At 73.3% G+C, this 22,668-nt stretch carries 20 protein-coding genes; 13 read left to right on the forward strand and 7 right to left on the reverse strand.

Translation table 11 applies throughout. The features are described from left to right. Positions 1-18 precede the first annotated feature (18 nt). The 8 genes from ACZ6EG_RS20395 to ACZ6EG_RS20430 all read left to right on the forward strand — a co-directional run bounded on the left by ACZ6EG_RS20395 (position 19) and on the right by ACZ6EG_RS20430 (position 10,789). Positions 19-588, forward strand: coding sequence for a hypothetical protein (locus ACZ6EG_RS20395; protein WP_469606331.1), 570 nt, complete (start codon positions 19-21; stop codon positions 586-588). 64 nt (positions 589-652) lie between these two features. Beyond that, positions 653-1,270, forward strand: coding sequence for a TetR/AcrR family transcriptional regulator (locus ACZ6EG_RS20400; protein WP_469606335.1), 618 nt, complete (start codon positions 653-655; stop codon positions 1,268-1,270). 100 nt (positions 1,271-1,370) lie between these two features. Continuing rightward, positions 1,371-3,602 (forward strand): molybdopterin oxidoreductase family protein, encoded by a 2,232-nt coding sequence (locus ACZ6EG_RS20405; RefSeq protein WP_469606338.1) that lies wholly within the window; start codon positions 1,371-1,373, stop codon positions 3,600-3,602. A 135-nt stretch (positions 3,603-3,737) separates the two neighbouring features. Beyond that, positions 3,738-5,159 carry a CitMHS family transporter gene (locus tag ACZ6EG_RS20410; RefSeq protein ID WP_391970191.1) on the forward strand — a complete coding sequence of 474 codons (1,422 nt, stop codon included), beginning with the start codon at positions 3,738-3,740 and terminating at the stop codon, positions 5,157-5,159. A 72-nt stretch (positions 5,160-5,231) separates the two neighbouring features. Then, complete coding sequence (locus ACZ6EG_RS20415; RefSeq protein WP_391970192.1) at positions 5,232-6,470, forward strand: MFS transporter; 1,239 nt, start codon at positions 5,232-5,234, stop codon at positions 6,468-6,470. 350 nt (positions 6,471-6,820) lie between these two features. After that, complete coding sequence (locus ACZ6EG_RS20420; protein ID WP_391970193.1) at positions 6,821-8,158, forward strand: ABC transporter ATP-binding protein; 1,338 nt, start codon at positions 6,821-6,823, stop codon at positions 8,156-8,158. A 122-nt stretch (positions 8,159-8,280) separates the two neighbouring features. Then, positions 8,281-9,669 (forward strand): aldehyde dehydrogenase family protein, encoded by a 1,389-nt coding sequence (locus ACZ6EG_RS20425; RefSeq protein WP_469606343.1) that lies wholly within the window; start codon positions 8,281-8,283, stop codon positions 9,667-9,669. Between the two features lie 22 nt (positions 9,670-9,691). Continuing rightward, positions 9,692-10,789 carry a zinc-binding dehydrogenase gene (locus ACZ6EG_RS20430; RefSeq protein WP_391970194.1) on the forward strand — a complete coding sequence of 366 codons (1,098 nt, stop codon included), beginning with the start codon at positions 9,692-9,694 and terminating at the stop codon, positions 10,787-10,789. On the opposite strand, the gene ACZ6EG_RS20435 is transcribed toward ACZ6EG_RS20430, so the two are convergent. From ACZ6EG_RS20435 to ACZ6EG_RS20445, 3 genes are all read right to left on the reverse strand, one after another. After that, a complete protein-coding gene (locus ACZ6EG_RS20435) occupies positions 10,786-11,760 on the reverse strand; it encodes a DMT family transporter (protein WP_469606754.1) in 975 nt (324 codons plus the stop codon). The genes ACZ6EG_RS20430 and ACZ6EG_RS20435 overlap by 4 nt on opposite strands. Before the next feature lie 87 nt (positions 11,761-11,847). Continuing rightward, positions 11,848-12,561: an ArsR/SmtB family transcription factor gene (locus ACZ6EG_RS20440; RefSeq protein WP_391970195.1), complete on the reverse strand. Its 714-nt coding sequence runs from the start codon at positions 12,559-12,561 to the stop codon at positions 11,848-11,850. A gap of 47 nt (positions 12,562-12,608) precedes the next feature. Continuing rightward, positions 12,609-13,250: a TetR/AcrR family transcriptional regulator gene (locus tag ACZ6EG_RS20445; protein WP_356606042.1), complete on the reverse strand. Its 642-nt coding sequence runs from the start codon at positions 13,248-13,250 to the stop codon at positions 12,609-12,611. Positions 13,251-13,355: 105 nt separating this feature from the next. Here ACZ6EG_RS20445 and ACZ6EG_RS20450 point away from each other — a divergent pair, with 105 nt between their 5' ends. The 3 genes from ACZ6EG_RS20450 to ACZ6EG_RS20460 all read left to right on the forward strand — a co-directional run bounded on the left by ACZ6EG_RS20450 (position 13,356) and on the right by ACZ6EG_RS20460 (position 15,615). Further along, positions 13,356-14,507 (forward strand): acyl-CoA dehydrogenase family protein, encoded by a 1,152-nt coding sequence (locus ACZ6EG_RS20450; protein ID WP_469606349.1) that lies wholly within the window; start codon positions 13,356-13,358, stop codon positions 14,505-14,507. An 88-nt stretch (positions 14,508-14,595) separates the two neighbouring features. Then, entirely contained in the window at positions 14,596-14,910 is a 315-nt protein-coding gene (locus ACZ6EG_RS20455; protein ID WP_053128400.1) for a YiaA/YiaB family inner membrane protein, read from the forward strand. 60 nt (positions 14,911-14,970) lie between these two features. After that, the gene (locus tag ACZ6EG_RS20460; protein ID WP_383648604.1) at positions 14,971-15,615 is read left to right on the forward strand and encodes a TetR-type transcription factor C-terminal domain-containing protein; all 645 of its coding nucleotides are present in this window, start codon (positions 14,971-14,973) and stop codon (positions 15,613-15,615) included. Here ACZ6EG_RS20460 and ACZ6EG_RS20465 read toward each other — a convergent pair. Next, positions 15,606-16,067 (reverse strand): MaoC family dehydratase, encoded by a 462-nt coding sequence (locus ACZ6EG_RS20465; protein ID WP_383648606.1) that lies wholly within the window; start codon positions 16,065-16,067, stop codon positions 15,606-15,608. The two genes, ACZ6EG_RS20460 and ACZ6EG_RS20465, sit on opposite strands and share 10 nt — an antisense overlap. A 120-nt stretch (positions 16,068-16,187) precedes the next feature. Here ACZ6EG_RS20465 and soxR point away from each other — a divergent pair, with 120 nt between their 5' ends. Next, on the forward strand, positions 16,188-16,709 hold the full coding sequence (gene soxR, locus ACZ6EG_RS20470) for a redox-sensitive transcriptional activator SoxR (RefSeq protein ID WP_391970197.1): 522 nt from the start codon (positions 16,188-16,190) through the stop codon (positions 16,707-16,709). Between the two features lie 145 nt (positions 16,710-16,854). Here soxR and ACZ6EG_RS20475 read toward each other — a convergent pair whose 3' ends face one another. Continuing rightward, positions 16,855-17,595, reverse strand: coding sequence for a 3-keto-5-aminohexanoate cleavage protein (locus ACZ6EG_RS20475; RefSeq protein ID WP_469606355.1), 741 nt, complete (start codon positions 17,593-17,595; stop codon positions 16,855-16,857). A gap of 92 nt (positions 17,596-17,687) precedes the next feature. After that, on the reverse strand, positions 17,688-18,290 hold the full coding sequence (locus ACZ6EG_RS20480) for a hypothetical protein (RefSeq protein ID WP_391970199.1): 603 nt from the start codon (positions 18,288-18,290) through the stop codon (positions 17,688-17,690). A gap of 222 nt (positions 18,291-18,512) precedes the next feature. On the opposite strand from ACZ6EG_RS20480, the gene ACZ6EG_RS20485 reads away from it, so the two are divergent. Further along, positions 18,513-21,332, forward strand: a complete 2,820-nt coding sequence (locus ACZ6EG_RS20485) for a penicillin acylase family protein (protein ID WP_469606358.1) — start codon at positions 18,513-18,515, stop codon at positions 21,330-21,332. Positions 21,333-21,348: 16 nt separating this feature from the next. On the opposite strand, the gene ACZ6EG_RS20490 is transcribed toward ACZ6EG_RS20485, so the two are convergent. Then, positions 21,349-22,605: an exo-beta-N-acetylmuramidase NamZ family protein gene (locus ACZ6EG_RS20490; RefSeq protein ID WP_391970201.1), complete on the reverse strand. Its 1,257-nt coding sequence runs from the start codon at positions 22,603-22,605 to the stop codon at positions 21,349-21,351. Positions 22,606-22,668: the final 63 nt, after the last annotated feature.

Below are 22,668 nucleotides of genomic sequence, written 5' to 3' on the forward strand. Positions count from 1 at the left end.
GTGTTCTAGTCTCCCGTCATGTCGTGGACGCGGGGAGTACGCACCGTGCTCGCGGTCTGTGTCCTGCTGCTGACCGGATCCGTGGGCTGCGGTTCCGGTGCCGAGGGCGAACCGGAGACCCGGGCCTCGGCCACCCCGGTGGGCAGACTGCTCGACACCACCGACGAGGAGGGCCGGCGCTACCGGGAGGTGGACGGCGCGCGGGCGCCCGAGGTCGGCATAGAGGTGCAGCCCGAGAGCGACGGCGGCTGGGACGTACGCCTGACCGTCCGCGACTTCAGGTTCTCGCCGCCCGGTACGGAGGCGAGGGCGGTGGCCGGCCGCGGTGTCGCCCACCTCTTCCTCGACGGCGACCTCGTCACCCGCCTGCGCGGCCCGGAGCACCACCTCGCCGCCCGCCTCGTCCCGCGCGGCACGCACCAGGTCACGGTCCGCCTGTACGCGGACGACGGCACCGTCTGGGCCGCCGACGGCGAGCCCGTCGAGAGCACGGCGGACATCACGGCGTCGGAGCTGGAGCCCACGGAGGCGACGGGGCCGGAGGGGATCGAGGAGCAGGGCCCGCCCGCCGGCACGATGGGCCGGTGAACGGGGGCGCCGGCCCGCACCGTACTGAAGGTCACAGTTCACCGGACCGCGGCGGAAGGGCATCATGAGACCCGTGTCCCACGCGACCTCGCTCCGCCGCGCCCCCGTCCAGCGGCGCAGCGCCGAACGGCTGACCCGGATCCTCGACGCCTGCGCCGACCTCCTCGACGAGGCCGGCTACGACGGCCTGAGCACCCGGGCCGTCGCGCTGCGCGCGGACGTCCCCATCGGCTCGGTGTACCGCTTCTTCGGCAACAAGCGGCAGATGGTCGACGCGCTCGCCCAGCGCAACCTGGAACGCTACGCGGACCGCGTCACCGAACGGCTCACCGGGACCGGCGACGGCGGCTGGCGCGGGGCACTGGACGCGGTGCTCGACGAGTACCTGGCGATGAAGCGCACCGCGCCCGGCTTCTCCCTGATCGACTTCGGCAACCAGATCCCGGTCGGCGGCCGCCACGCCGTCCCCAACCACCGGGTCGCCGACCGGCTCACCGAACTGCTCTCCGGCTACCTCGGCCGCAGCCCCGACGACGATCTGCGCCGCGTCTTCCTCGTCGCCGTGGAGACCGCCGACTCCCTGGTCCAGCTCGCCTTCCGGGTCGCGCCGGACGGGGACGAGAAGATCATCGAGGAGGCCCGGGAGCTGTTGCGGGCGTACCTGGGGCGCGTACTGGAGTGACGGCCGGTGCCGTACGGCCTCCCGCGCGGGTCTCCCCAACATGCCTACCGGTCGGTATGCTCGCCGCGAGGAAGCGCCGCTGCCGCCCCCGGGAGGACCCGTGCCCCGCACCGCCCTGCGTATCTGCCCCCTGTGCGAGGCCACCTGCGGCCTGGCCCTCACCATCGACGGCACCACGGTCACCGCCGCCCGCGGCGACCGCGACGACGTGTTCAGCCGTGGGTTCATCTGCCCCAAGGGCGCGTCCTTCGGTGCCGTCGACTCCGACCCCGACCGGCTGCGCACCCCCCTGGTGCGCAGGGGCGGCGCACTGCGCGAGGCCACCTGGGAGGAGGCGTTCGACGCGGTCGCCGCCGGGGTCCGGACCGTCGTCGAACGGCACGGTCCGCACGCCGTCGGCGTCGTCCTCGGCAACCCCAACGTGCACACCGTGGCCGGCGCCCTCTACCCGTCCGTTCTGCTCGCGGCCGTCGGCACGCGCAGCCTCTTCACCGCCTCCACGGTCGACCAGATGCCCAAGCACGTCTCCAGCGGGCTGCTCTTCGGCGACGCCAACGCCATCCCGGTGCCCGACCTGGACCGCACCGACCACCTGCTGCTGATCGGCGCCAACCCGCTGGAGTCCAACGGGAGTCTGTGCACCGCGCCCGACTTCCCCGGCCGCCTCAAGGCCCTCAGGGCCCGCGGCGGCACCCTCACCGTCATCGACCCGCGTCGCACCCGCACCGCGAAGCTCGCCGACCGGCACGTGGCGATCCGCCCCGGCACCGACGCCCTGCTGCTCGCCGCGATGGCCCACGTACTCTTCGAAGAGGACCTGGTGGAGCTGGGCGAGCAGGCCTCGCACGTCGAGGGCGTGGAGGAAGTGGCCGCGGCGGTCCGGGACTTCACGCCGGAGGCGGTCGCCGCGGCCTGTGACGTGGAGGCCGGCGTGACGCGCGCCCTCGCCCGTGAACTCGCCGCGGCCCCCACCGCCGCCGTCTACGGCCGCATCGGCAGCTGCACCGTCCCGCACGGCACCCTCGCCAGCTGGCTCGTGGACGTCCTCAACCTCCTCACCGGCAACCTCGACCGGCCCGGCGGCGCCCTCTTCCCGCAGGCGGCCACCGACCGGACGCCCCGCCCCGCCGGGCCCGGCCGGGGCTTCGCGCTCGGCCGCTGGCGCTCCCGGGTGGGCGGACACCCCGAGGCCAAGGGCGAGTTGCCGCTGTCCGTCCTCGCCGAGGAGATCGACACCGTCACCGACGAGGGCGAACCGGTCCGGGCGCTGATCACCGTCGCCGCCAACCCCGTCCTGTCGGCACCCGACGGGAACCGGCTCGACCGGGCCCTGGACTCGCTGGACTTCATGGTCAGCGTCGACCCCTACCTCAACGAGACCTCTCGCCACGCCCACGTCGTCCTGCCGCCGCCCCCGCCGGCCCAGAGCCCGCACCACGACTTCGCCCTCAACACCCTCGCCGTGCGCAACCAGGTCCGCTACACCCGCCCGGCCGTCCCGCTGGAGCCCGGCCGCATGGCCGAGACCGAGATCCTGGCCCGGCTGACCCTGGCCGCCTCCGGCCGGCACGGGACCGACCCGGCCGCCGTCGACGCCATGGTGATCGAGCAGACCCTCTCCAGGTCCGTCCGTGACCCGCACTCGCCCGTGCACGGCCGCGACCCCGTCGAACTGACCGCCCTGCTCACCGGGGAGAACGGTCCCGAACGACGGCTGGACATGATGCTGCGCCTGGGCCCCTACGGCGACGGCTTCGGCGTACGCCCGGACGGACTGTCGCTCCAGCGGCTCCTGGAGCACCCGCACGGCATCGACCTCGGACCGCTGCGCCCGCGGCTGCCGCAGCCGCTGAAGACCCGCAGCGGCAAGGTGGAGCTGCTGCCGGGGCCGATCGCCGACGACCTGCCGCGGCTGCGGCGGGCCCTGGCCGAGCGCCCCGACGGGCTCGTCCTCGTCGGCCGCCGCCACCTGCGGTCCAACAACAGCTGGATGCACAACGTCCCGGCCCTCACCGGCGGCTCCAACCGCTGCACACTGCACCTCCACCCCGACGACGCCGAACGGCTCGGCGTGCGCACCGGGGCGAGCGTGCGCGTGAAGGGCGCCGGCGGTGAGGTGACCGCTCCCGCCGAGGTCACCGACGCCGTCCGGCCGGGCGTGGTCAGCCTCCCGCACGGCTGGGGGCACGACCGGCCGGGCACCCGGCTGACCCACGCCGCCACCGACCCCGGCGTCAACGTCAACCAGCTCCTCGACGGCAGCGCGCTCGACCCGCTCTCGGGCAACGCGGTCCTCAACGGAGTGCCCGTGGAGGTCAGCCCGATCAGCTGAGCAAAGCTGTGACCTGGAGTTTTGCGCTTATTGCTCGCGTGTCAACATCTTGTTAACGCGCGTACACGGCACCTAACGTCGCTCGCACCGCCTGCCCCGGTGGGATGTTCAAGGGCGAACGTTAGGTACTCATTCATGCTGACCATCCTCGGCTTCGCCATGATCGCGACCTTCCTGGTCCTGATCATGATGAAGAAGATGTCGCCGATCGCGGCGCTCGTGCTGATCCCCGCGCTGTTCTGCGTGTTCGTCGGCAAGGGCGCCCACCTCGGGGACTACGTCATCGACGGCGTGTCCAGCCTCGCCCCCACCGCGGCGATGCTGATGTTCGCGATCGTCTACTTCGGGGTGATGATCGACGTCGGGCTCTTCGACCCGATCGTCCGGGCCATCCTGAAGTTCTGCAAGGCGGACCCGATGCGCATCGTGGTCGGCACGGCCCTGCTCGCCGCGATCGTCTCCCTGGACGGCGACGGCTCCACCACCTTCATGATCACGGTCTCGGCGATGTACCCGCTGTACAAGCGCCTGAAGATGAGCCTGGTCGTGATGACCGGTGTGGCGGCCATGGCCAACGGCGTGATGAACACGCTGCCGTGGGGCGGACCCACCGCCCGCGCCGCGACCGCGCTGAAGGTCGACGCCACCGACATCTTCGTCCCGATGATCCCGGCCCTGGCCGTCGGTCTGCTCGCCGTCGTCGTCCTCGCCTACGTGCTCGGGCTGCGCGAGCGCCGGCGGGTGGGCACGCTGACGCTGGACGAGGCGCTGGTGCGGGAGCCGGAGAGCGAGACGGTGCTGGTCGGCGCCGGGGCGGGGGCCCGTGCGGGCGCGGGTGCGGCTTCCGGTGCAGGTACGGGTGCCGGTGCGGGTGCGGAGAAGGTGTCCGCGGGGGACGGGGAGCCGGACGACGACTTCCAGGGCCTCGACCCGAACCGGGCCACCCTGCGTCCCAAGCTGTACTGGTTCAACGCGCTGCTCACGGTCGGCCTGCTCACCGCCATGATCATGGAGCTGCTGCCGATCCCGGTGCTCTTCCTGCTCGGCGCCGCGCTCGCGCTCACCGTCAACTTCCCCCACATCCCCGACCAGAAGGCCCGGATCGCGGCCCACGCCGACAACGTGCTCAACGTCTCCGGCATGGTCTTCGCCGCTGCCGTCTTCACCGGCGTCCTCACCGGCACCGGCATGGTCGACCACATGGCCAACTGGCTGGTGGACACCATCCCCGAAGGCATGGGCCCGCACATGGGCCTGGTCACCGGCCTGCTGAGCCTGCCGCTCACCTACTTCATGTCGAACGACGGCTTCTACTTCGGCGTGCTGCCGGTGCTCGCCGAGGCCGGTCAGGCGCACGGGGTGTCGACGCTGGAGATCGCCCGCGCCTCGATCGTCGGCCAGCCGCTGCACATGTCCAGCCCGCTCGTCCCGGCCGTCTACGTGCTGGTCGGCATGGCCAAGGTCGAGTTCGGCGACCACACGCGGTTCGTGGTCAAGTGGGCGGTCCTGACGAGCCTGGTCATCCTCGCGGCGGGCATTCTGTTCGGCATCATCTGATCATCGGACCGGCTTCCTCGGGCTCGACCGGGGACCGGCTCACGGACCCGGCAGTCCGGGAAGGACACGACCATGGCGCCCGGTGGGAACCGCGGCTGGCTGCTCCGCCTCGTCATCGCCTTCGGCTTCGCGCAGGGGGCGGTGTCGATGGCCCGGCCCGCCGTCTCCTACCGGGCCCTCGCGCTGGGCGCGGACGAGCGGGCGATCGGCGTCATCGCCGGTGTGTACGCGCTGTTGCCGCTGTTCGCCGCCGTCCCGCTCGGCCGCCGCACCGACCACGGCCGCTGCGCGCCGCTGCTGCCCGTCGGCGTGGTGCTCATCGCCGGCGGCTGCGCGCTGAGCGGCGTCGCGGGCTCGCTGTGGGCGATGGCCCTGTGGAGCGGCGTCATGGGCCTCGGCCACCTCTGCTTCGTCATCGGCGCCCAGTCGCTGGTCGCCCGCCAGTCCGCGCCGCACGAACAGGACCGCAACTTCGGCCACTTCACGATCGGCGCCTCGCTCGGCCAGCTGATCGGCCCGGTCGCGGCGGGCGCGCTGATCGGCGGCCACGACATGGCGGGCAGCAGCGCGCGGGCCCTGGTGGTGGCGGGCGCGGGCGCGGCGGTGGCGTTCACGTCGCTGTGGCGCATAGAGCACCCGACGGCCGCCGGCTCCCGCCCGGAGGCGGGCACGCGCGTCCCCGTGGGGAGCATCCTGCGCGCCCGGGGCGTGCCCGCGGGCATCCTGATCAGCCTGTCCGTGCTGTCCGCCACCGACATCCTGACCGCCTACCTGCCGGTGGTCGGCGAGCACCGGGGCATCTCCCCGGCCGTGATCGGCGTACTGCTCAGCCTGCGGGCGGCGGCCACGATCGCCTGCCGGCTGGTGCTGACGCCCCTGCTGCGGCTGCTCGGCCGCACCGTGCTGCTCACGGTCACCTGTCTGCTGGCCGCCCTGCTGTGCGCCGGTGTCGCGCTGCCGGTGCCGGTGTGGGGGCTCGCGCTGATGCTGGTCGCCCTGGGCTTCTGCCTCGGCGTCGGCCAGCCGCTGTCCATGACCACGGTCGTCCAGGCGGCCCCCGACGGAGCCCGCTCCACCGCCCTGGCCCTCCGGCTGACCGGCAACCGCCTCGGCCAGGTCGCCGCGCCCGCCGCGGCCGGAATGATCGCCGGTGTCGCGGGTGTGGCGGCGCCCTTCGTGATGCTCGGGGCGCTGCTGTTCCTGTCCTCGGGCATCGCCCTGCGCTCCTCCTCCGGCCCGCCCGGGAACGAGCCGCCCACCGGGGGAGCGGCGCCCCGCGACCGGCGGGCCCCGCGCCGCACGGCCCGCTGACGGCTCCGCTGCGCGTGTCCCGGGCCCCCGCTGCGGAACTGCGCCGCCGGGCCGGGGCCGGCGTTCCGGGTACGGTCCGGCGGCCGTGCCCGGGCGGTCCCGTGCGGCGCCTCCGGAGCCGCTCCACCGGCCGCCCCGGGGCCCGTATGCCCCTGTGTGAGCGGCCCGGCGGCTGAATTCGACCGTCCGCTTTCTCACCAGATGGACGCCGGCATCGAATTCGGGTCCGGTGTCTTCCCCCGCCCGCGCACATTCCGTTAACTTCCGTGACTCACACGCCCCGTACGACCCGCACGAGGGCGTCCGACCGCGGAGCACCAGCGCTCAGTGAGCCCCCGGGGGCACCTGCCATGACACGCGCCATCTCCCTGCACGACGTGAGCAAGACCTACGCGCGAGGCGTCCGCGTGGTGGACCGGCTGTCGCTGGACGTCGCGCCCGGCGAGTTCCTCGTCCTGCTCGGCCCCTCCGGCTGCGGCAAGTCCACCGTGCTGCGCATGATCGCCGGCCTGGAGGAGATCACCGACGGCGAACTGCTGCTGGACGGCGCGTACGCCAACGACCTGCTGCCGTCCGAGCGGAGCATGGCGATGGTCTTCCAGAACTTCGCCCTGTACCCCAACATGACGACCCGCGGGAACATCGGCTTCCCGCTGCGCGTCGAGGCCCCGCAGGCCGACCACGGCCCCCGCGTGGACGCCACCGCCCGCATGCTGGGCATCGAGGACCTCCTCGACCGCTTCCCCGCCCAGCTCTCCGGCGGCGAACGCCAGCGCGTCGCCATGGGCCGGGCCATCGCCCGCCACCCCACCGCCTTCCTCATGGACGAGCCGCTGTCCAACCTCGACGCCAAGCTCCGCAACCACCTGCGCGCCGAGATCACCAGGCTGACCCGAGAACTGGGCGTCACGACGATCTACGTCACCCACGACCAGTCCGAGGCCATGTCCCTCGGCGACCGCGTCGCCGTCCTGCGCGGAGGCGTCCTCCAGCAGGTGGACGCCCCGCGCGCGGTGTACGCGCTCCCGCGCAACGTCTTCGTCGCCGCCTTCATCGGCACCCCGCGCATCAATCTGCTGCGCGGCCTGGTGCGCGCCCCGCTGGACGGCGCGATGACCATCAGCCTGGGCAAGCAGTTCCTGCGCCTGCCGGAACCGCTCTCCCTGGACCACCAGCTGCTCCGTGTCCAGCAGGGCCGTGAGGTCATCGTCGGCCTGCGCTCGGAGGCGGTCCGGATCGCGCAGCCCTCCTCCGCCCGCCCCGGCGAGGTGCTGCTCACCGGCCTCGTGGAGCACGTCGAGTTCCAGGGCCACGAGGTCCTCGTGCACTTCGACACCGGCTCGCGGCCGGCCGTGGTGCCCGACCTGGAGGCGCCCCGCCCCCTCACCCGCCCGGCCCGGCGCCGTCGCCGCGACGGCACGGTCCTGCACCGGCTGAAGGAGCGGGCGGGCGCCCTGCGCGCCGGACCGGTGGTGGTCATGGACGAGCCGGAGGAGGCCGGCCCCGCGGTGGCCCCGCCCGAAGGCCGCCTGCCCGGCGACCTGATCGTCCGGACCACCCCCGACATCGACCTGCGCCACGGCATGCAGGTGCCGCTCCTCGTCGACCTGGCCCACCTGTTCGTCTTCGACCAGCACGGCGAACGGATCTGCCCCGCCCCCGCCCGGCTGCCGGACCTGGAGGAGTGAGCCCACCGGAAGCCGCCCCACCGGGAGGGTGACCCGCGCCACCATGGTGGCCGCCCCTGGTGCCGTAAAACTATCGGCGCTAGTTTGGGGCCGGACGACGAGGCCCGCCCGGAAGGAACGCGATGAAGGCACACGACGGCATGTACATCGACGGAGCCTGGCGGTCCGCCGACGGACGGGACACGATCGACGTCGTGAACCCGGCCGACGAGCAGGTGATCGGCCAGGTCCCGGCCGGCAACGCCCTGGACGTCGACACCGCCGTGCGGGCCGCCCGAGCCGCCCTGCCGGGCTGGGCCGCGACCCCGCCCGCCGAGCGGGCCGCCCGCCTGGCCGCCCTGCGGGACGTGCTGGTCGCCCGCAAGGACGAGATCGCGGAGACGGTCACCGCCGAGCTGGGCTCCCCGCTGAAGTTCTCGCAGACCGTGCACGCCGGCGCGCCGATCGCCGTCGCCGGCTCCTACGCCGAGCTGGCGGCCACGTACGCCTTCGAGGAGAAGGTCGGCAACTCCGTCGTCCACCACGAGCCGATCGGCGTGGTCGGCGCCATCACCCCCTGGAACTACCCCCTGCACCAGATCGTCGCCAAGGTCGCCCCGGCGCTCGCGGCCGGCTGCACGATCGTGCTGAAGCCCGCCGAGGACACCCCGCTCACCGCCCAGCTCTTCGCGGAGGCCGTGCACGAGGCCGGCGTGCCGGCGGGCGTCTTCAACCTGGTCACCGGCCTGGGTCCGGTCGCCGGGCAGGCCCTCGCCGAGCACCCCGGTGTCGACCTGGTCTCCTTCACCGGCTCCACGGCCGTGGGCCGGCGGATCGGCGCCCTCGCCGGCGCCGCCGTCAAGAAGGTCGCCCTCGAACTCGGCGGCAAGTCCGCCAACGTCATCCTGCCCAGCGCCGACCTCGCCAAGGCCGTGAACGTGGGCGTCGCCAACGTCATGTCCAACTCCGGCCAGACGTGCAGCGCCTGGACCCGCATGCTGGTCCACCGCGACCAGTACGACGAGGCCGTGGAGCTGGCCGCCGAGGCCGCCGCGAAGTACGGCGACCGGATCGGCCCGGTCGTCAACGCCAAGCAGCAGGAGCGGGTGCGCGGATACATCGAGAAGGGTGCCGCCGAGGGCGCCCGCGTCGTCGCGGGCGGCCCCGAAGCCCCGCGAGACAAGGGGTACTTCGTCAGCCCCACGGTCTTCGCCGACGTGACCGAGGAGATGACCGTCGCCCAGGAGGAGATCTTCGGCCCCGTCCTGACCATCCTCCGCTACGAGGACGAGGACGACGCCCTGCGGATCGCCAACGGCACGGTGTACGGCCTCGCCGGCGCCGTCTGGGCCGGGGACGAGGCCGAGGCGGTCGCCTTCGCCCGCCGCATGGACACCGGCCAGGTCGACATCAACGGCGGGCGGTTCAACCCGCTGGCCCCCTTCGGCGGCTACAAGCAGTCCGGCGTGGGCCGCGAGCTGGGCTCGCACGGCCTGGCCGAGTACCTCCAGACCAAGTCCCTCCAGTTCTAGCTCCAGGGGAGTCGTCCACGTCATGGCCGTCCGTACCGCTGTCCGTGCCGCCGTCGTACCCGCCGTAGGCTCCCCGCTGGAGGTCACCGGGATCGAGTTGCCCGCACCCGGCCCCGGCCAGGTCCACGTGCGGCTCGCCGCCGCCGGCGTCTGCCACTCCGACCTGTCCCTGTCCAACGGCACCATGCGCGTGCCGGTCCCCGCCGTCCTGGGCCACGAGGGCGCCGGCACGGTCCTCGCCGTCGGCGACGGCGTCACCCACGTCGCCCCCGGCGACGACGTCGTCCTCAACTGGGCCCCGTCCTGCGGCGCCTGCCACGCCTGCTCGCTCGGCGAGGTCTGGCTGTGCGCGAACGCCCTGGCCGGCGCGGCGAACGTGCACGCCCGCCGCGCCGACGACGGCACCGACCTCCACCCCGGGCTCAACGTCGCCGCCTTCGCCGAGGAGACGGTGGTCTCCGCGGCCTGCGTCCTGCCCGTCCCCGACGGCATCCCCCTCACCGACGCGGCCCTGCTCGGCTGCGCCGTGCTCACCGGGTACGGCGCCGTCCACCACTCGGCGAAGGTCCGGGAGGGCGAGACCGTCGCGGTGTTCGGCGTCGGGGGAGTGGGGCTCGCCGCGCTCCAGTCGGCCCGGATCGCGGGCGCCCCGAAGATCGTCGCCGTCGACGTGTCCCCGGAGAAGGAGGAGCTGGCCCGCGCCGCCGGCGCCACCGACTACCTCGTCGCCGGTGAGAACACCGCCCGCGAGATCCGTGCCCTCACCGGCAAACAGGGCGTGGACGTCGCCGTCGAGTGCGTGGGCCGGGCCGTCACCATCCGCACCGCCTGGGAATCCACCCGGCGCGGGGGCCGCACCACGGTCGTCGGCATCGGCGGCAAGGACCAGCAGGTCACCTTCAACGCCCTGGAGATCTTCCACTGGGGCCGCACCCTCACCGGCTGTGTCTACGGCAACGCCGACCCCGTCCGGGACCTCCCCGTCCTGGCCGAGCACGTCCGCGCGGGGCGGCTGGACCTCGGCGCGCTGGTGACGGAGCGGATCGCGCTGGACGGCATCCCGGCGGCCTTCGAGAACATGCTGGCGGGCAAGGGCGGACGGGCGCTGGTGGTGTTCTAGACCCGGCCCCCGTGTCCCGCGTGCGGCTCCGTGGCCCCCTCGGGCTCCGGAGCCGCCGTCCCCTTCCGGTTCCGCGACCGCGACACCGCCACGCCCGCCAGGCACAGCGCGCCACCCGCCAGGGTGAGCAGCCCCGGCACCTCGCCCAGCGCCAGCCACGACATCAGTACGACCAGGGCGGGCACGGCGTACGTGGTCGCGCCCATGCGGCCGGCCGTCGTACGGGCCAGGGCGTACGCCCACGTGGTGAACGCCAGAGCGGTCGGGAACACGCCCAGGTACACCATGTTGAGGGTCGCGGAGACGGGCGCGTCGGCCGCCTCCCGCACCAGCTGCCCCGCGAACGGCAGGCAGAGCACCGCGCCGACCAGGCAGCCGAAGGTCGTCACCTGGAGCGCGCTCGCGTGTCCCAGCGCGGGCTTCTGGGCGACGACCCCGCCCGCGTACGCCACGGCGGCCAGCAGGCACAGCACGACGCCGAACAGCGAGGAACCGCCCTCACCGGACATCGACAGGCCCACGGTCACCGCCCCGGCGAACGACACCGCCATCCCCGCGAGCAGCCGCGGCGGCAGTCCGTCCCCGAGGAACCGGGCGCCGAGCAGGGCGATGAGGATCGGCCCGACGTTCACCACCAGGGCGGCCGTACCGGCGTCCACCTGCTGCTCGCCCCAGTTCAGGACGACCATGTAGAAGCCGAACCACAGCACCCCCGATATCGCGATGCCCCGCCAGGCGGCCCGCGGCGGCAGCCCCTCCCGGCGCAGCAGGCAGATCGCGCCGAGTGCCAGGACGCCCGACAGCAGCCGGCCGAGCGCCAGCGCGCCCGGGGAGTAGACCTCACCCGCGCTGCGGATGGAGACGAAGGCGGAGGCCCACAGCACGACGGTGACGGTGGCGGCGCCGGCCGCGAGCGGCTGCGGGCGAGGGGCAGCGGCGCGCGGAGTGGTGGCGCGCGGGGTGGTGCTCATCATGCTCCCGAGGCTAGGAGGGACGGGGTTCGTCGACCGGCGGGTTCCGGACGGGGACGCGGCGGTTCGGGGACGGGGACGGTGCGCTCAGCGCAGTGCCACCGGGTCGATGCCCAGCAGCTCCGTCAGCGCCTGCTCGCCCGCCGCCGTCACCCGCACCGCGCGCTCGGAGCCGATGCGCACGCACCAGCCCGTCTCCAGGGCGTGCCGGCACAGGGCCGCGCCCGCGACGCCCGCGAGGTGGGGGCGGCGTTCGGTCCAGTCGAGGCAGCCGCGGGCCAGCGGCCTGCGCCCCGTGGGCCGCAGGGCGATCCCGGCGGTGCCGAACCAGCCCAGGCCCGCGTCCGTGAGGGCGAAGCCGGTGTCCTGGCGCAGCAGCCCGCGTCCGGTCAGCGCGTCGGTGACGGCGATCCCCAGCCGCCCGGCGAGATGGTCGTAGCAGGTGCGTCCCCGCGCCATCGCCGACCCGGCGCTCGAAGCCCGCAGGGTACGCGGTCGCCGGGCCGCGGCCTCGGGGGCGACCTGCGCGGCCAGGTCCTCCACGAGCTGGGCGGTCCGCTCGTCGGCCAGCCGCACGTACCGGTGCCGCCCCTGCCGCTCCTCGGCGAGCAGACCGCCCGCGACGAGCTTGCCCAGGTGCTCGCTGAGCGTCGACGCGGCGACGCCCGCGTGCCGGGCCAGCTCGCCGGCGGTCCACGCCCGGCCGTCGAGCAGCGCCAGCAGACAGGCGGCCCGGGTCTCGTCGGCGATCAGCCCGGCCAGCCGGGCGAGTCCGGGGGCCCCGGTTTCCCTGGTGGTCATGCGTCCCAGGATGCGTCACGCACCGTTCGGCCCCCGCCGAAGTGTGCTCACGCGTCCCCCGCGGCCTGCCGGTACTGCTGCGCCAGCCCGTCCAGCAGGGCCGCCAGCCCGGTCTCGAAGGCGCGCTCGTCGATCTTCTCCTGCTGCTCGGCCAGCAGGTGCGCCTTGCCGAGGTGCGGGTAGTCGGCGGGGTCGTACGCGCTCGCGTCGTCCGGGAAGCCCCGGGCGAAGGAGCCGAGCGCGGAACCCATGACGAAGTAGCGCATCAGCGCGCCGATGGACGTGGCCTGGGCCGGCGGCCAGCCCGCGTCGACCATCGCCCCGTAGACGGCGTCCGCGAGGCGCAGCGCGGCGGGGCGGCGGCCGGGGCCGTGGGCCAGGACCGGGACGATGTTGGGGTGGTCGCGCAGCGCCGCCCGGTAGGAGACGGCCCAGTCGTGCAGCGCGGTCCGCCACTCCCGGCCGTCCTCGAACATCGACAGGTCGACCTGCGCGCTCACCGAGTCGGCCACCGCCTCCAGGATCTCGTCCTTGGTGCGGAAGTGGTTGTAGAGCGAGGGCCCGCTGACCCCCAGCTCCGCCGCGAGCCGGCGGGTGGAGACGGCCGCGAGGCCCTCCGCGTCCACCAGCGCGCGGGCCGTCTCGACGATCCGGTCGGTGCTGAGCAGGGGCTTGCGCGGTCGGGCCATGGCGCACATAGTAGGGCTGCGGACAGAAACTAGCAGTGCTAATTTAAATGTACGGTTTTCAAGGTGTACGGCTTCCAAGACGTCTTTCCTGTGGGGTGACTCGGCATGAACCTGGAGCTCAGCGAGGAGCAGAGCGCCGTACGGCAGCTCGCGCGGGACTTCGTGGAGCGCGAGATCGCCCCGCACGTCGTCGCGTGGGACCGTGCCGAGGAGGTGGACCGGTCGATCGTGAAGAAGCTCGGCGAGGTCGGCTTCCTCGGGCTCACCGTCGACGAGGAGTACGGCGGCTCGGGCGGTGACCACCTCGCGTACTGCCTGGTCACCGAGGAGCTGGGGCGCGGTGACAGCTCGGTGCGCGGCATCGTCTCCGTCTCCCTCGGCCTGGTCGCCAAGACCGTCGCCGCGTGGGGCGACGAGGAGCAGAAGCGGCGCTGGCTGCCGGGGCTCACCTCCGGTGACTACGTCGGCTGCTTCGGGCTGACCGAGCCCGGCACGGGGTCGGACGCCGGGAACCTCTCCACCCGCGCGGTCCGCGACGGCGGCGACTACGTCATCAACGGCACCAAGATGTTCATCACCAACGGCACCTGGGCCGACGTCGTGCTGCTCTTCGCCCGCTCGACCGACGCCCCCGGCCACAAGGGCGTCTCCGCCTTCCTGGTGCCCACCGACACGCCCGGCCTCAGCCGCCGCACCGTCCACGGCAAGCTCGGGCTGCGCGGCCAGGCCACCGCCGAGCTGGTCCTGGAGGACGTGCGCGTCCCCGCCTCCGCGATGCTGGCCCCCGAGGGCAAGGGCTTCTCGGTCGCCATGTCGGCCCTCGCCAAGGGCCGGATGTCGGTGGCGGCCGGCTGTGTCGGCATCGCCCAGGCCGCGCTGGACGTCGCCGTGCGGTACGCGGGCGAGCGCGAGCAGTTCGGGAAGACCATCGCCCACCACCAGCTGGTGCAGGAGCTGATCAGCGACATCGCCCTCGACGTGGACGCGGCCCGGCTGCTGACCTGGCGGGTCGCCGACCTGATCGACCGCGGACAGCCCTTCACCGTCGAGTCCTCCAAGGCCAAGCTGTTCGCCTCGGAGGCCGCGGTCCGCGCCGCCAACAACGCCCTGCAGGTCTTCGGCGGCTACGGCTACATCGACGAGTACCCGGCCGGGAAGCTGCTGCGCGACGCCCGCGTGATGACCCTCTACGAGGGCACCAGCCAGATCCAGAAGCTGGTCATCGGACGGGCGCTGACGGGGGTGTCGGCCTTCTGAGCCCCGGGCTCCGGGCCTGCGGCCCTGAGTACCGGGACTGAGTACGCGGGCGGATGTGGCCGGGGCCGCGTCCGCCGATCCTGTTCCCATGAATGACACATCGGTCAAGCAGCAGAGCACGGCGGCCTTCTACGGTCAGGCCGTCGCGTCGTTCTCGGTCGCCATGGCCGCCACCGCCATCGGCATCTACCAGCTCGAGGCCGACCCCTGGGTGCGCGCCTTCCTCGCCATAGCCGTCCTGTACCTGGTCACCTCGGCCTTCACCCTGGCCAAGATCATCCGTGACCGCCAGGAGGTGGGGCAGATCGTGAGCCGGGTGGACCAGGCGCGGCTGGACAAGATCCTCGTCGAGCACGACCCCTTCCAGAAGCCGGGCGGCACCCCGGCACAGCAGCGCCCCTAAGCGACCGCTCAGCTTCGGCGGTATGGTGGTGCTCCTGTCACCGAGAGGGGCGAACAAGCGATGAGTACGGCGGCCGAGACGACGGGCGGCGAGACCGAGCCGTGGGAAGAGGTCACCCCGGACGCGGCCCGGCGGCTCCTGGTCGCCGCGGTGGAGGCTTTCGCGGAGCGCGGGTACCACGCGACCACGACCCGCGACATCGCCGGGCGGGCCGGCATGAGCCCGGCCGCGCTCTACATCCACTACAAGACCAAGGAGGAGCTCCTCCACCGCATCAGCCGGATCGGCCATGCCCGGGCGGTCGCCATCCTGCGCGCCGCGGCCCAGGGCGAGGGGAGCGCCGCCGAGCGGCTCGCCGACGCGGTGAGCTCCTTCGTGCGCTGGCACGCCGGACGGCGCACCACCGCGCGGGTCGTCCAGTACGAGCTGGACGCGCTCGGACCCGAGGCCCGCGACGAGATCCTCGCGCTGCGCCGGCAGTGCGACGCCGCCGTGCGCGGCATCATCGACGACGGTGTGGCGTCGGGCGAGTTCGACGTGCCGGACGTCAAGGGCACGACACTGGCCGTGCTGTCGCTCTGCATCGACGTGGCCCGCTGGTTCAACGTCAACGGGCCCCGGACGCCCGACGAGGTCGGCGCGCTCTACGCCGACCTCGTGCTGCGGATGGTGGGCGCCCGGGCGCCGGGCGCCGCTCAGACGTAGTAGCGCGAGACGGACTCGGCGACGCACACGGGCTTGTCGCCGCCCTCGCGTTCCACGGTGAAGGCGACGGTCACCTGGATCCCTCCCTTGACGTCCTCGACGCCGGTGATCGTCGCCGTGGCGCGCAGCCGCGAGCCGACCGGGACGGGGGAGGGGAAGCGCACCTTGTTCGTGCCGTAGTTGACGCCCATCGTCACGCCCTCGACCCGGATGAGCTGCGGTCCGAAGAGCGGCAGCAGCGACAGGGTGAGGTAGCCGTGCGCGATGGTGGTGCCGAACGGGCCCGCGGCGGCCTTCTCCGGGTCCACGTGGATCCACTGGTGGTCGCCGGTCGCCTCCGCGAAGAGGTCGATCCGCTTCTGGTCGACCTCCAGCCAGTCGGTGTACCCCAGTTGCTCGCCGACCGCCGCCTTCACCTCGTCGGTGGATGTGAAGATCCTGGGCTCTGCCATGTCCCGGCCTCTCTGCTCGCTCGACCTGTTCCCACGACTCTAAGCGACTGCTTAGCATGGTCGCCCGCGGAGCCCATGTCAACGGACCGGCCAGGTGGCGGGGTCGGTAGGGTTGGGGGAGTGCCCCAGATTCCCGAGAAGGTCCACGAACTCACGGTCGGCCAGCTCGCCGCGCGCAGCGGCGCCGCCGTCTCCGCCCTGCACTTCTACGAGTCCAAGGGCCTGATCAGCAGTCGCCGGACCTCGGGCAACCAGCGCCGCTTCAGCCGTGACACGTTGCGCCGGGTGGCCTTCGTGCGCGCGGCGCAGCGCGTGGGCATCCCGCTCGCCACGATCCGCGAGGCGCTCGCCGAGCTGCCCGAGGAGCGCACGCCCACCGAGGAGGACTGGGCGCGGCTCTCCGAGTCCTGGCGTTCCGAACTGGACGAGCGCATCAAGCAGCTGAACCGGCTCCGCGATCACCTCACCGACTGCATCGGCTGCGGCTGCCTGTCCCTGGAAACCTGCGTCCTGTCCAACCCCGACGACGCCTTCGGCGAACGCGGCACCGGCTCCCGCCTGTTGGTGGAGCGCCGGGACCCCGCCACCCGGGGCGGCGGTACGCGGCGCGGGGCCCGCGCGCAGGCGGAGTGCTGCGACTGAGGTGTCGGGCAGGGCCGCCGCCCGCGCCCGTACCTGACGGCGCGTCATGGGCTCGGGGAGGGGCACTCGCCCGCCTCCGGGTCCCCACGGCACGGTCGCGCGATGTGCGGTCCACCCCGGATCGCCCCCCTGCGGAGCCGGGACCTCAAGCCCGTCCGCTGCGCCGGGCCGACGCCCACTCGGCCAGCCCCGCGGTGACCAGCTCGGCGTTGGACGCGGCCCGCCGGCCGTCCGGGAGGCACAGGGTGTCCTCCAGACCGACGCGGGTCGCCAGACCGAGGCGGCCCGCCAGGCGCAGGACCGGCCAGGTGCCGGCCTCCTCGCCGTGGAGCAGGACGGGGCGTCCGCGGGCCGTGCCGAGGACGGACAGCAGCTCGCGCGCCGTCTCCCGGACGGTCGCCGGGTCGGTGTCCGTGACCTCGGCCAGTACACGCAGCACCCGCGGTGCGAGGGGCGAGCGCTGGAACAGGGCCGGACCGTCCGTGCCCGACCAGAGGCCGGCCTCCACGCCCACGCCGCGCTCGATCAGCGCCGCGGCGACCCGCTCGGCGCCGGGCTCGTGCCAGTTGACGGAGGCGTGGTCGGGCAGGACCGTCCAGCTGCGCACCCGGGCCGCGCGGACGGCCGGATCGGGTTCGGCCCAGGCGCCCGTGGTGACGCCGACCGGGACCGGTACGGGCACCCGTGCCCGTACCGCGACCAGGGTGGCCGCGAGCACCCGGGGCGACAACGAGTCCCGCCCGCACGGCGTCTTGGGGTGGACGTGGACGTCCGTGGCCCCTGCGGCGACCGCCGCGGCCACGGACTCGGCGATCGCCTCCGGGGACAGCGGCACCACCGCCCCGTCGACGCCCGTCCGGCTGCCGTTCGCGCACACCTGCACCATCTCCCCATGGTGCCCGGCGCCGCTGACGACACGCGTCGCCCGCGATCCCGTAGGGCCGTGGGGTGCGGCATCCCCTGCGCACCCCCGGTCGGCTAGGCCGACATCAGCAGCCGCCCCCGGCGTGCGTCCGCCAGCGCGTCGGAGGTGAGGACGGGCCGCGGGACGAGTATTCCGCAGTCCGTGCAGACGGGCCCGGTCGAGGGCTCGTGATCCAGGTCGTACTTCCAGACGAGGCGATCCCCGTCGCACACCGGGCACACGGACCCGGGTGCGCGCTCCAGCGCGGAGATGAGGTTCCGCAGCACCTCGGCCAGCGGTCCGTCGGGATGGACGCGGGGGTCGTCGCACCAGGCGACCCCGAATCCGCCCCAGGTCAGCCGGTGCCAGTCGTCCACGCTGCCCGGCCTGCGCAGCCCGTCGTGCTTCTCCTTCCTGCGTCGCTCGGCGAACTCGCCCTCGTAGGCCAGCCACACCGAGCGCGCCGCCTCCAGCTCCTCCAGTGCGGCCACGAGCCGCGCCGGTTCGGGAGAGCGGTCCTCGGGGCCGAACCCGGCCCGGGAGCACAGATGGTCCCAGGTCGCCCTGTGCCCGTAGGGGGCGAACCGCTCAAGACACTTGCGCAGTGAATAGCGCCGCAGCGCCAGGTCGCACCGTGGATCGCGAACCTGTCTCGCCAGACTTCGGAAACCGGCCATCGCCCTGCACCTCCGTCACACCTGCACCTGCACTTCGGTCACTTCGGCGTCGTCGTACGGACGTCGCCGAATAGACGTATCGACACGCGAATCGGCTCCATCCGATTTCCGATGCCCCTCATCAGCCGATCCACCCACTCCAAAAAGTGACGCATGTTCATCTTCCAAGTCGGCGATACCGGCGGTAACGTCCCGCCACCACCCCCGTCGGGAGGAGCTGCCATGCCACGGCGCACCCCACGCAACGCCCTCGACAGACTGAGAACTCCCCGCGGCCTCCACGGGTTCCTGAAGGGCGCCTCCGTATGCGCCCTCATCGCCGGTCTTCTGTCACCGCTTTCCCCCGCGATGGCCGCCGGAACGGACCCCGCCCCGGAAAGGACCCCGGAACCGGCGACCGCGGCAGCGGCGAACGACCACTGCGGCGGCCAGTGTTCCGACATCCTGCCGCCCGGTCAGAACGGCAACGCCACCCTCGCCCAGATCCTCCTCAACCAGGCCTTCGGCACCCAGCCGGCCCACGCCGAGGACCAGCTCGGGCCCTACGCGAACCTCGCCACCGGCTACTCCGGCCTCACCAACGACAAGATCAACACGTTCTTCAACGACGCCTCGTTCGGCGTCCCGGCCGGCCAGGTCGCCTCCACCGTCCGCCCCGCCGGACGCGGTGACGTGACCATCGTCCGCGACAAGAGGACCGGGGTGCCGCACATCACCGGCACCACCCGCTACGGCACCGAGTTCGGGGCCGGGTACGCGGCCGCGCAGGACCGGCTGTGGCTGATGGACCTCTTCCGGCACGTGGGACGCGGCCAGTTGACCCCCTTCGCCGGTGGCGCCCCCGCCAACCAGGGCCTGGAGCAGCAGTTCTGGCGCAGCGCCCCGTACACCGAGGCCGACCTCGAGGCGCAGATCCTCAGCGCCGCCGCCAAGGCCGGCGACCGCGGCGAGCTGGCCCTGGCCGACGTGGACGCCTACGTCGCCGGCATCAACGCCTACATCGACGCCTCCGACAAGGGCCGTTACTTCCCCGGCGAGTACGTCCTGACCGGCCACAAGAACGCCATCACCAACGCGGGCACCATCGAGCGCTTCAAGCGCACCGACCTGATCGCCCTGGCCTCCGTGATCGGCTCCCTCTTCGGCTCGGGCGGCGGCGGCGAGGTCAACAACGCCCTCTCCCTGCTCGCCGCCCAGGAGAAGCACGGCGTCGCCGAGGGGACGAAGGTCTGGGAGTCCTTCCGCCAGCGCAACGACCCCGAGGCGCTCCTCACCCAGCAGGACGGCAGCTTCCCGTACCTGCCCAGGCCGGACGCCCCTCAGGGCCGGGCCCTGCCCGACGCCGGCTCGGTGACCCCCGAGCCGCTCGTGCACGACCGCACGGGCAGCGCGGCCGGCCCGGACGCGGCCGGCGCCTCGGCGACGGCGGCGGACACGGCCGTCACCTCGGCCCGGCGCGGCATGTCCAACGCCCTCGTCGTCAGCGGCGAGCACACCGCTAGCGGTCACCCGGTCGCCGTCTTCGGCCCCCAGACCGGCTACTTCGCCCCCCAGCTCCTGATGCTCCAGGAGATCCAGGGCCCCGGCATCAGCGCCCGCGGCGCCTCCTTCGCCGGCCTGAGCATGTACGTGGAACTGGGGCGCGGCCAGGACTACGCGTGGAGCGCGACCACCTCCGGCCAGGACATCATCGACACCTACGCCGTCGAGCTGTGCCAGGACGACTACCACTACCTGTACCGCGGCACCTGCACGCCGATGGAGAAGATCGAGCGCAAGAACGCCTGGAAACCGACCGTCGCCGACTCCACCGCGGCCGGCTCCTACACGATGCGGGTCTGGCGCACGAAGTACGGCCCGGTCGAGTACCGCGCCACCGTCGGCGGCAAGAGGGTCGCCTACACCTCGCTGCGCTCCTCGTTCCTGCACGAGGCCGACTCGATCATCGGCTTCCAGATGCTGAACGACCCGGACTACCTGACCGGCCCCGAGCGCTTCCAGAGCGCCGTCCAGAACATCAACTACACCTTCAACTGGTTCTACGCCGACTCCGAGCGCACCGCGTACTACAACAGCGGCGACAACCCGGTCCGGGCGGACGGCGTCGACGCCGACTTCCCGGTGTGGGCGCGCCCGTCCCACGAGTGGGCGGACTGGGACCCGGCCGCCAACACCGCCCGCTACACGCCCCCGTCCGCCCACCCCCGGTCGGTCGACCAGGACTACTACGTCTCCTGGAACAACAAGCTGGCGAAGGACTACACCACCGCCCCCTGGGGCAACGGCTCCGTCCACCGCGGCGACCTCCTCGACGAGCGGGTGCGGAAGCTGGTCGCCGAGGGCGGTGTCACCCGGGCCGCGCTGGTGCGGGCGATGGCCGAGGCGGGCCTCGCCGACCTGCGGGCCGAGGCCGTCCTGCCCGACCTGCTCAAGGTGATCGACTCCGCGCCGGTGACCGACCCCGCGGCCAAGGCGGCCGTGGACGGCCTGCGGGCGTGGACCGGGGCGGGCGCCCTGCGCACGGAGACGTCGGCCGGTTCCCGAAAGTACGCCCACGCCGACGCCGTCCGCACGCTGGACGCCTGGTGGCCGCTGCTGGTGAAGGCCGCGTTCGAACCCGGCCTCGGCAGCGAGCTGTACACCGCCATCACCCGGAGCATCCCCGTGGACGAGTCCCCGTCCGCCGCCCACGGCCCGACCGGCGCGCACGCCGGCAGCGCCTTCCAGTACGGCTGGTGGAGCTATGTCGACAAGGATGTCCGGGCCGTGCTCGGCGAGCCCGTGCAGGGGCCCCTCGCGCGCGCGTACTGCGGGGGCGGCGAACTCGCCGCCTGCCGGGACACCCTGGTCGCCACGCTGAAGGAGGCGGCGGCCCGCACCGCCGCCCAGGTCTACCCCGGCGACGAGCACTGCCCGGCGGGCGACCAGTGGTGCGCCGACTCCGTGATCCACCGCACCCTGGGAGGCATCAAGCACGGCGGGATCGGCTGGCAGAACCGGCCGACCTACCAGCAGGTCGTGGAGTTCACGTCCCACCGGTGACCGGCCGGTCCCGCGGTCACCGGTAGAGGAGGTACTGGCGGCGCGTCCTTCGGAACGCCGCCAGTTCCCCCTCCCAGCCGCCCACCACCTCGTCGGTGTCCGCACCGGCGTCGATCATGGTCCGGACCTGGGTGGAGCCGGTGAGCTTGTCGATCCAGTTGTCCGGCCGCCAGGCGAAGCCGTCCCAGGTCCGCTTGGCGGTCACCAGCAGGGCGATCCCCGTGCGCACCGGGTCCAGGGCGGCCCGGTCGTGCACGTGGAGCTGCACGCCCCCGACGGTCTTCCCCTGGAACTTGGAGAAGGTGGGCGCGAAGTACGCCTCGCGGAACCGCACCCCGGGCAGCCCCACTTCGTTCGCGGCGGCGGCCCAGCTCCCGTCGATCCCCTCGGCCCCGAGCAGTTCGAAGGGGCGGGTGGTGCCGCGCCCCTCGGACAGGTTCGTGCCCTCGAACAGGCACGTCCCCGAGTACACCAGCGCGCACTCGGGCGTCGGCATGTTCGGGCTCGGCGGCACCCAGGGCAGACCGGAGGCGTCGTAGAACTCCGAGCGCCGCCAGCCCGACATGGCCACGGTCTCCAGCGGCACCGGCGAGGCGAGGAACTCGCCGTTGAACAGCCGCGCCAGTTCGGCCACCGTCATGCCGTGCGCCTGGGCGATGGGCTTGCGGCCGACGAAGGTCGCGAACTCCTCGTGCAGGACCGGCCCGAGGGCCGCCCGCCCGGTCACCGGGTTGGGCCGGTCCAGGACCACGAACCGCTTCCCCGCGAGCCGGGCCGCCTCCATGCAGTCGTAGAGCGTCCAGATGTACGTGTAGAAGCGCGCACCCGCGTCCTGGATGTCGAAGACGACGGTGTCCACGCCGGACGCGGTGAAGATGTCCGCCAGTGGCTGCCCGCTCTTCAGGTACGTGTCGTAGACCGGCAGTCCGGTCACGGGGTCGTCGTACCGGCCCTCGGAGCCGCCGGCCTGCGCGGTGCCCCGGAAACCGTGCTCGGGGCCGAAGACGGCGGTCAGGTCCACGCGGTCGTCGGCGTGCATGACGTCGACGATGTGGCGTACGTCCCGGGTGATGCCGGTCGGGTTGGTGACGACGCCGACCCGCTCCCCGTCGAGCAGGGCGTAGCCGTCGTCGGCGAGGCGCTCGAAGCCGGTACGGAGCCGGCGGCCGCCGTGCCCCCCGGGCGCCGCCTGTGCCGTGCCGGTCGCGGCGGCTCCGGTGGTGGCCGCCACCGCGGCCGTGGTGGCGAGCAGGGACCGTCTGGACAGCGTCATGCGGTGACCTCCGTGATCGCGGCGGGTGTCATGCGCACGCACGCTAACCCGCGCCGCGTGCCG

This window comes from Streptomyces sp. NPDC041968, assembly GCF_055589025.1.

What these genes read in the sequence shown, in the direction of transcription:
- ACZ6EG_RS20395 (WP_469606331.1), top strand. Translation starts at nt 19, where the DNA reads ATGTCGTGGACGCGGGGAGTACGCACCGTGCTCGCGGTCTGTGTCCTG.
- ACZ6EG_RS20400 (WP_469606335.1), top strand. Translation starts at nt 653, where the DNA reads ATGAGACCCGTGTCCCACGCGACCTCGCTCCGCCGCGCCCCCGTCCAG.
- ACZ6EG_RS20410 (WP_391970191.1), top strand. Translation starts at nt 3,738, where the DNA reads ATGCTGACCATCCTCGGCTTCGCCATGATCGCGACCTTCCTGGTCCTG.
- ACZ6EG_RS20415 (WP_391970192.1), top strand. Translation starts at nt 5,232, where the DNA reads ATGGCGCCCGGTGGGAACCGCGGCTGGCTGCTCCGCCTCGTCATCGCC.
- ACZ6EG_RS20420 (WP_391970193.1), top strand. Translation starts at nt 6,821, where the DNA reads ATGACACGCGCCATCTCCCTGCACGACGTGAGCAAGACCTACGCGCGA.
- ACZ6EG_RS20425 (WP_469606343.1), top strand. Translation starts at nt 8,281, where the DNA reads ATGAAGGCACACGACGGCATGTACATCGACGGAGCCTGGCGGTCCGCC.
- ACZ6EG_RS20430 (WP_391970194.1), top strand. Translation starts at nt 9,692, where the DNA reads ATGGCCGTCCGTACCGCTGTCCGTGCCGCCGTCGTACCCGCCGTAGGC.
- ACZ6EG_RS20435 (WP_469606754.1), bottom strand. Translation starts at nt 11,760, where the DNA reads ATGAGCACCACCCCGCGCGCCACCACTCCGCGCGCCGCTGCCCCTCGC.
- ACZ6EG_RS20440 (WP_391970195.1), bottom strand. Translation starts at nt 12,561, where the DNA reads ATGACCACCAGGGAAACCGGGGCCCCCGGACTCGCCCGGCTGGCCGGG.
- ACZ6EG_RS20445 (WP_356606042.1), bottom strand. Translation starts at nt 13,250, where the DNA reads ATGGCCCGACCGCGCAAGCCCCTGCTCAGCACCGACCGGATCGTCGAG.
- ACZ6EG_RS20450 (WP_469606349.1), top strand. Translation starts at nt 13,356, where the DNA reads ATGAACCTGGAGCTCAGCGAGGAGCAGAGCGCCGTACGGCAGCTCGCG.
- ACZ6EG_RS20455 (WP_053128400.1), top strand. Translation starts at nt 14,596, where the DNA reads ATGAATGACACATCGGTCAAGCAGCAGAGCACGGCGGCCTTCTACGGT.
- ACZ6EG_RS20460 (WP_383648604.1), top strand. Translation starts at nt 14,971, where the DNA reads ATGAGTACGGCGGCCGAGACGACGGGCGGCGAGACCGAGCCGTGGGAA.
- ACZ6EG_RS20465 (WP_383648606.1), bottom strand. Translation starts at nt 16,067, where the DNA reads ATGGCAGAGCCCAGGATCTTCACATCCACCGACGAGGTGAAGGCGGCG.
- ACZ6EG_RS20475 (WP_469606355.1), bottom strand. Translation starts at nt 17,595, where the DNA reads ATGGTGCAGGTGTGCGCGAACGGCAGCCGGACGGGCGTCGACGGGGCG.
- ACZ6EG_RS20480 (WP_391970199.1), bottom strand. Translation starts at nt 18,290, where the DNA reads ATGGCCGGTTTCCGAAGTCTGGCGAGACAGGTTCGCGATCCACGGTGC.
- ACZ6EG_RS20485 (WP_469606358.1), top strand. Translation starts at nt 18,513, where the DNA reads ATGCCACGGCGCACCCCACGCAACGCCCTCGACAGACTGAGAACTCCC.
- ACZ6EG_RS20490 (WP_391970201.1), bottom strand. Translation starts at nt 22,605, where the DNA reads ATGACGCTGTCCAGACGGTCCCTGCTCGCCACCACGGCCGCGGTGGCG.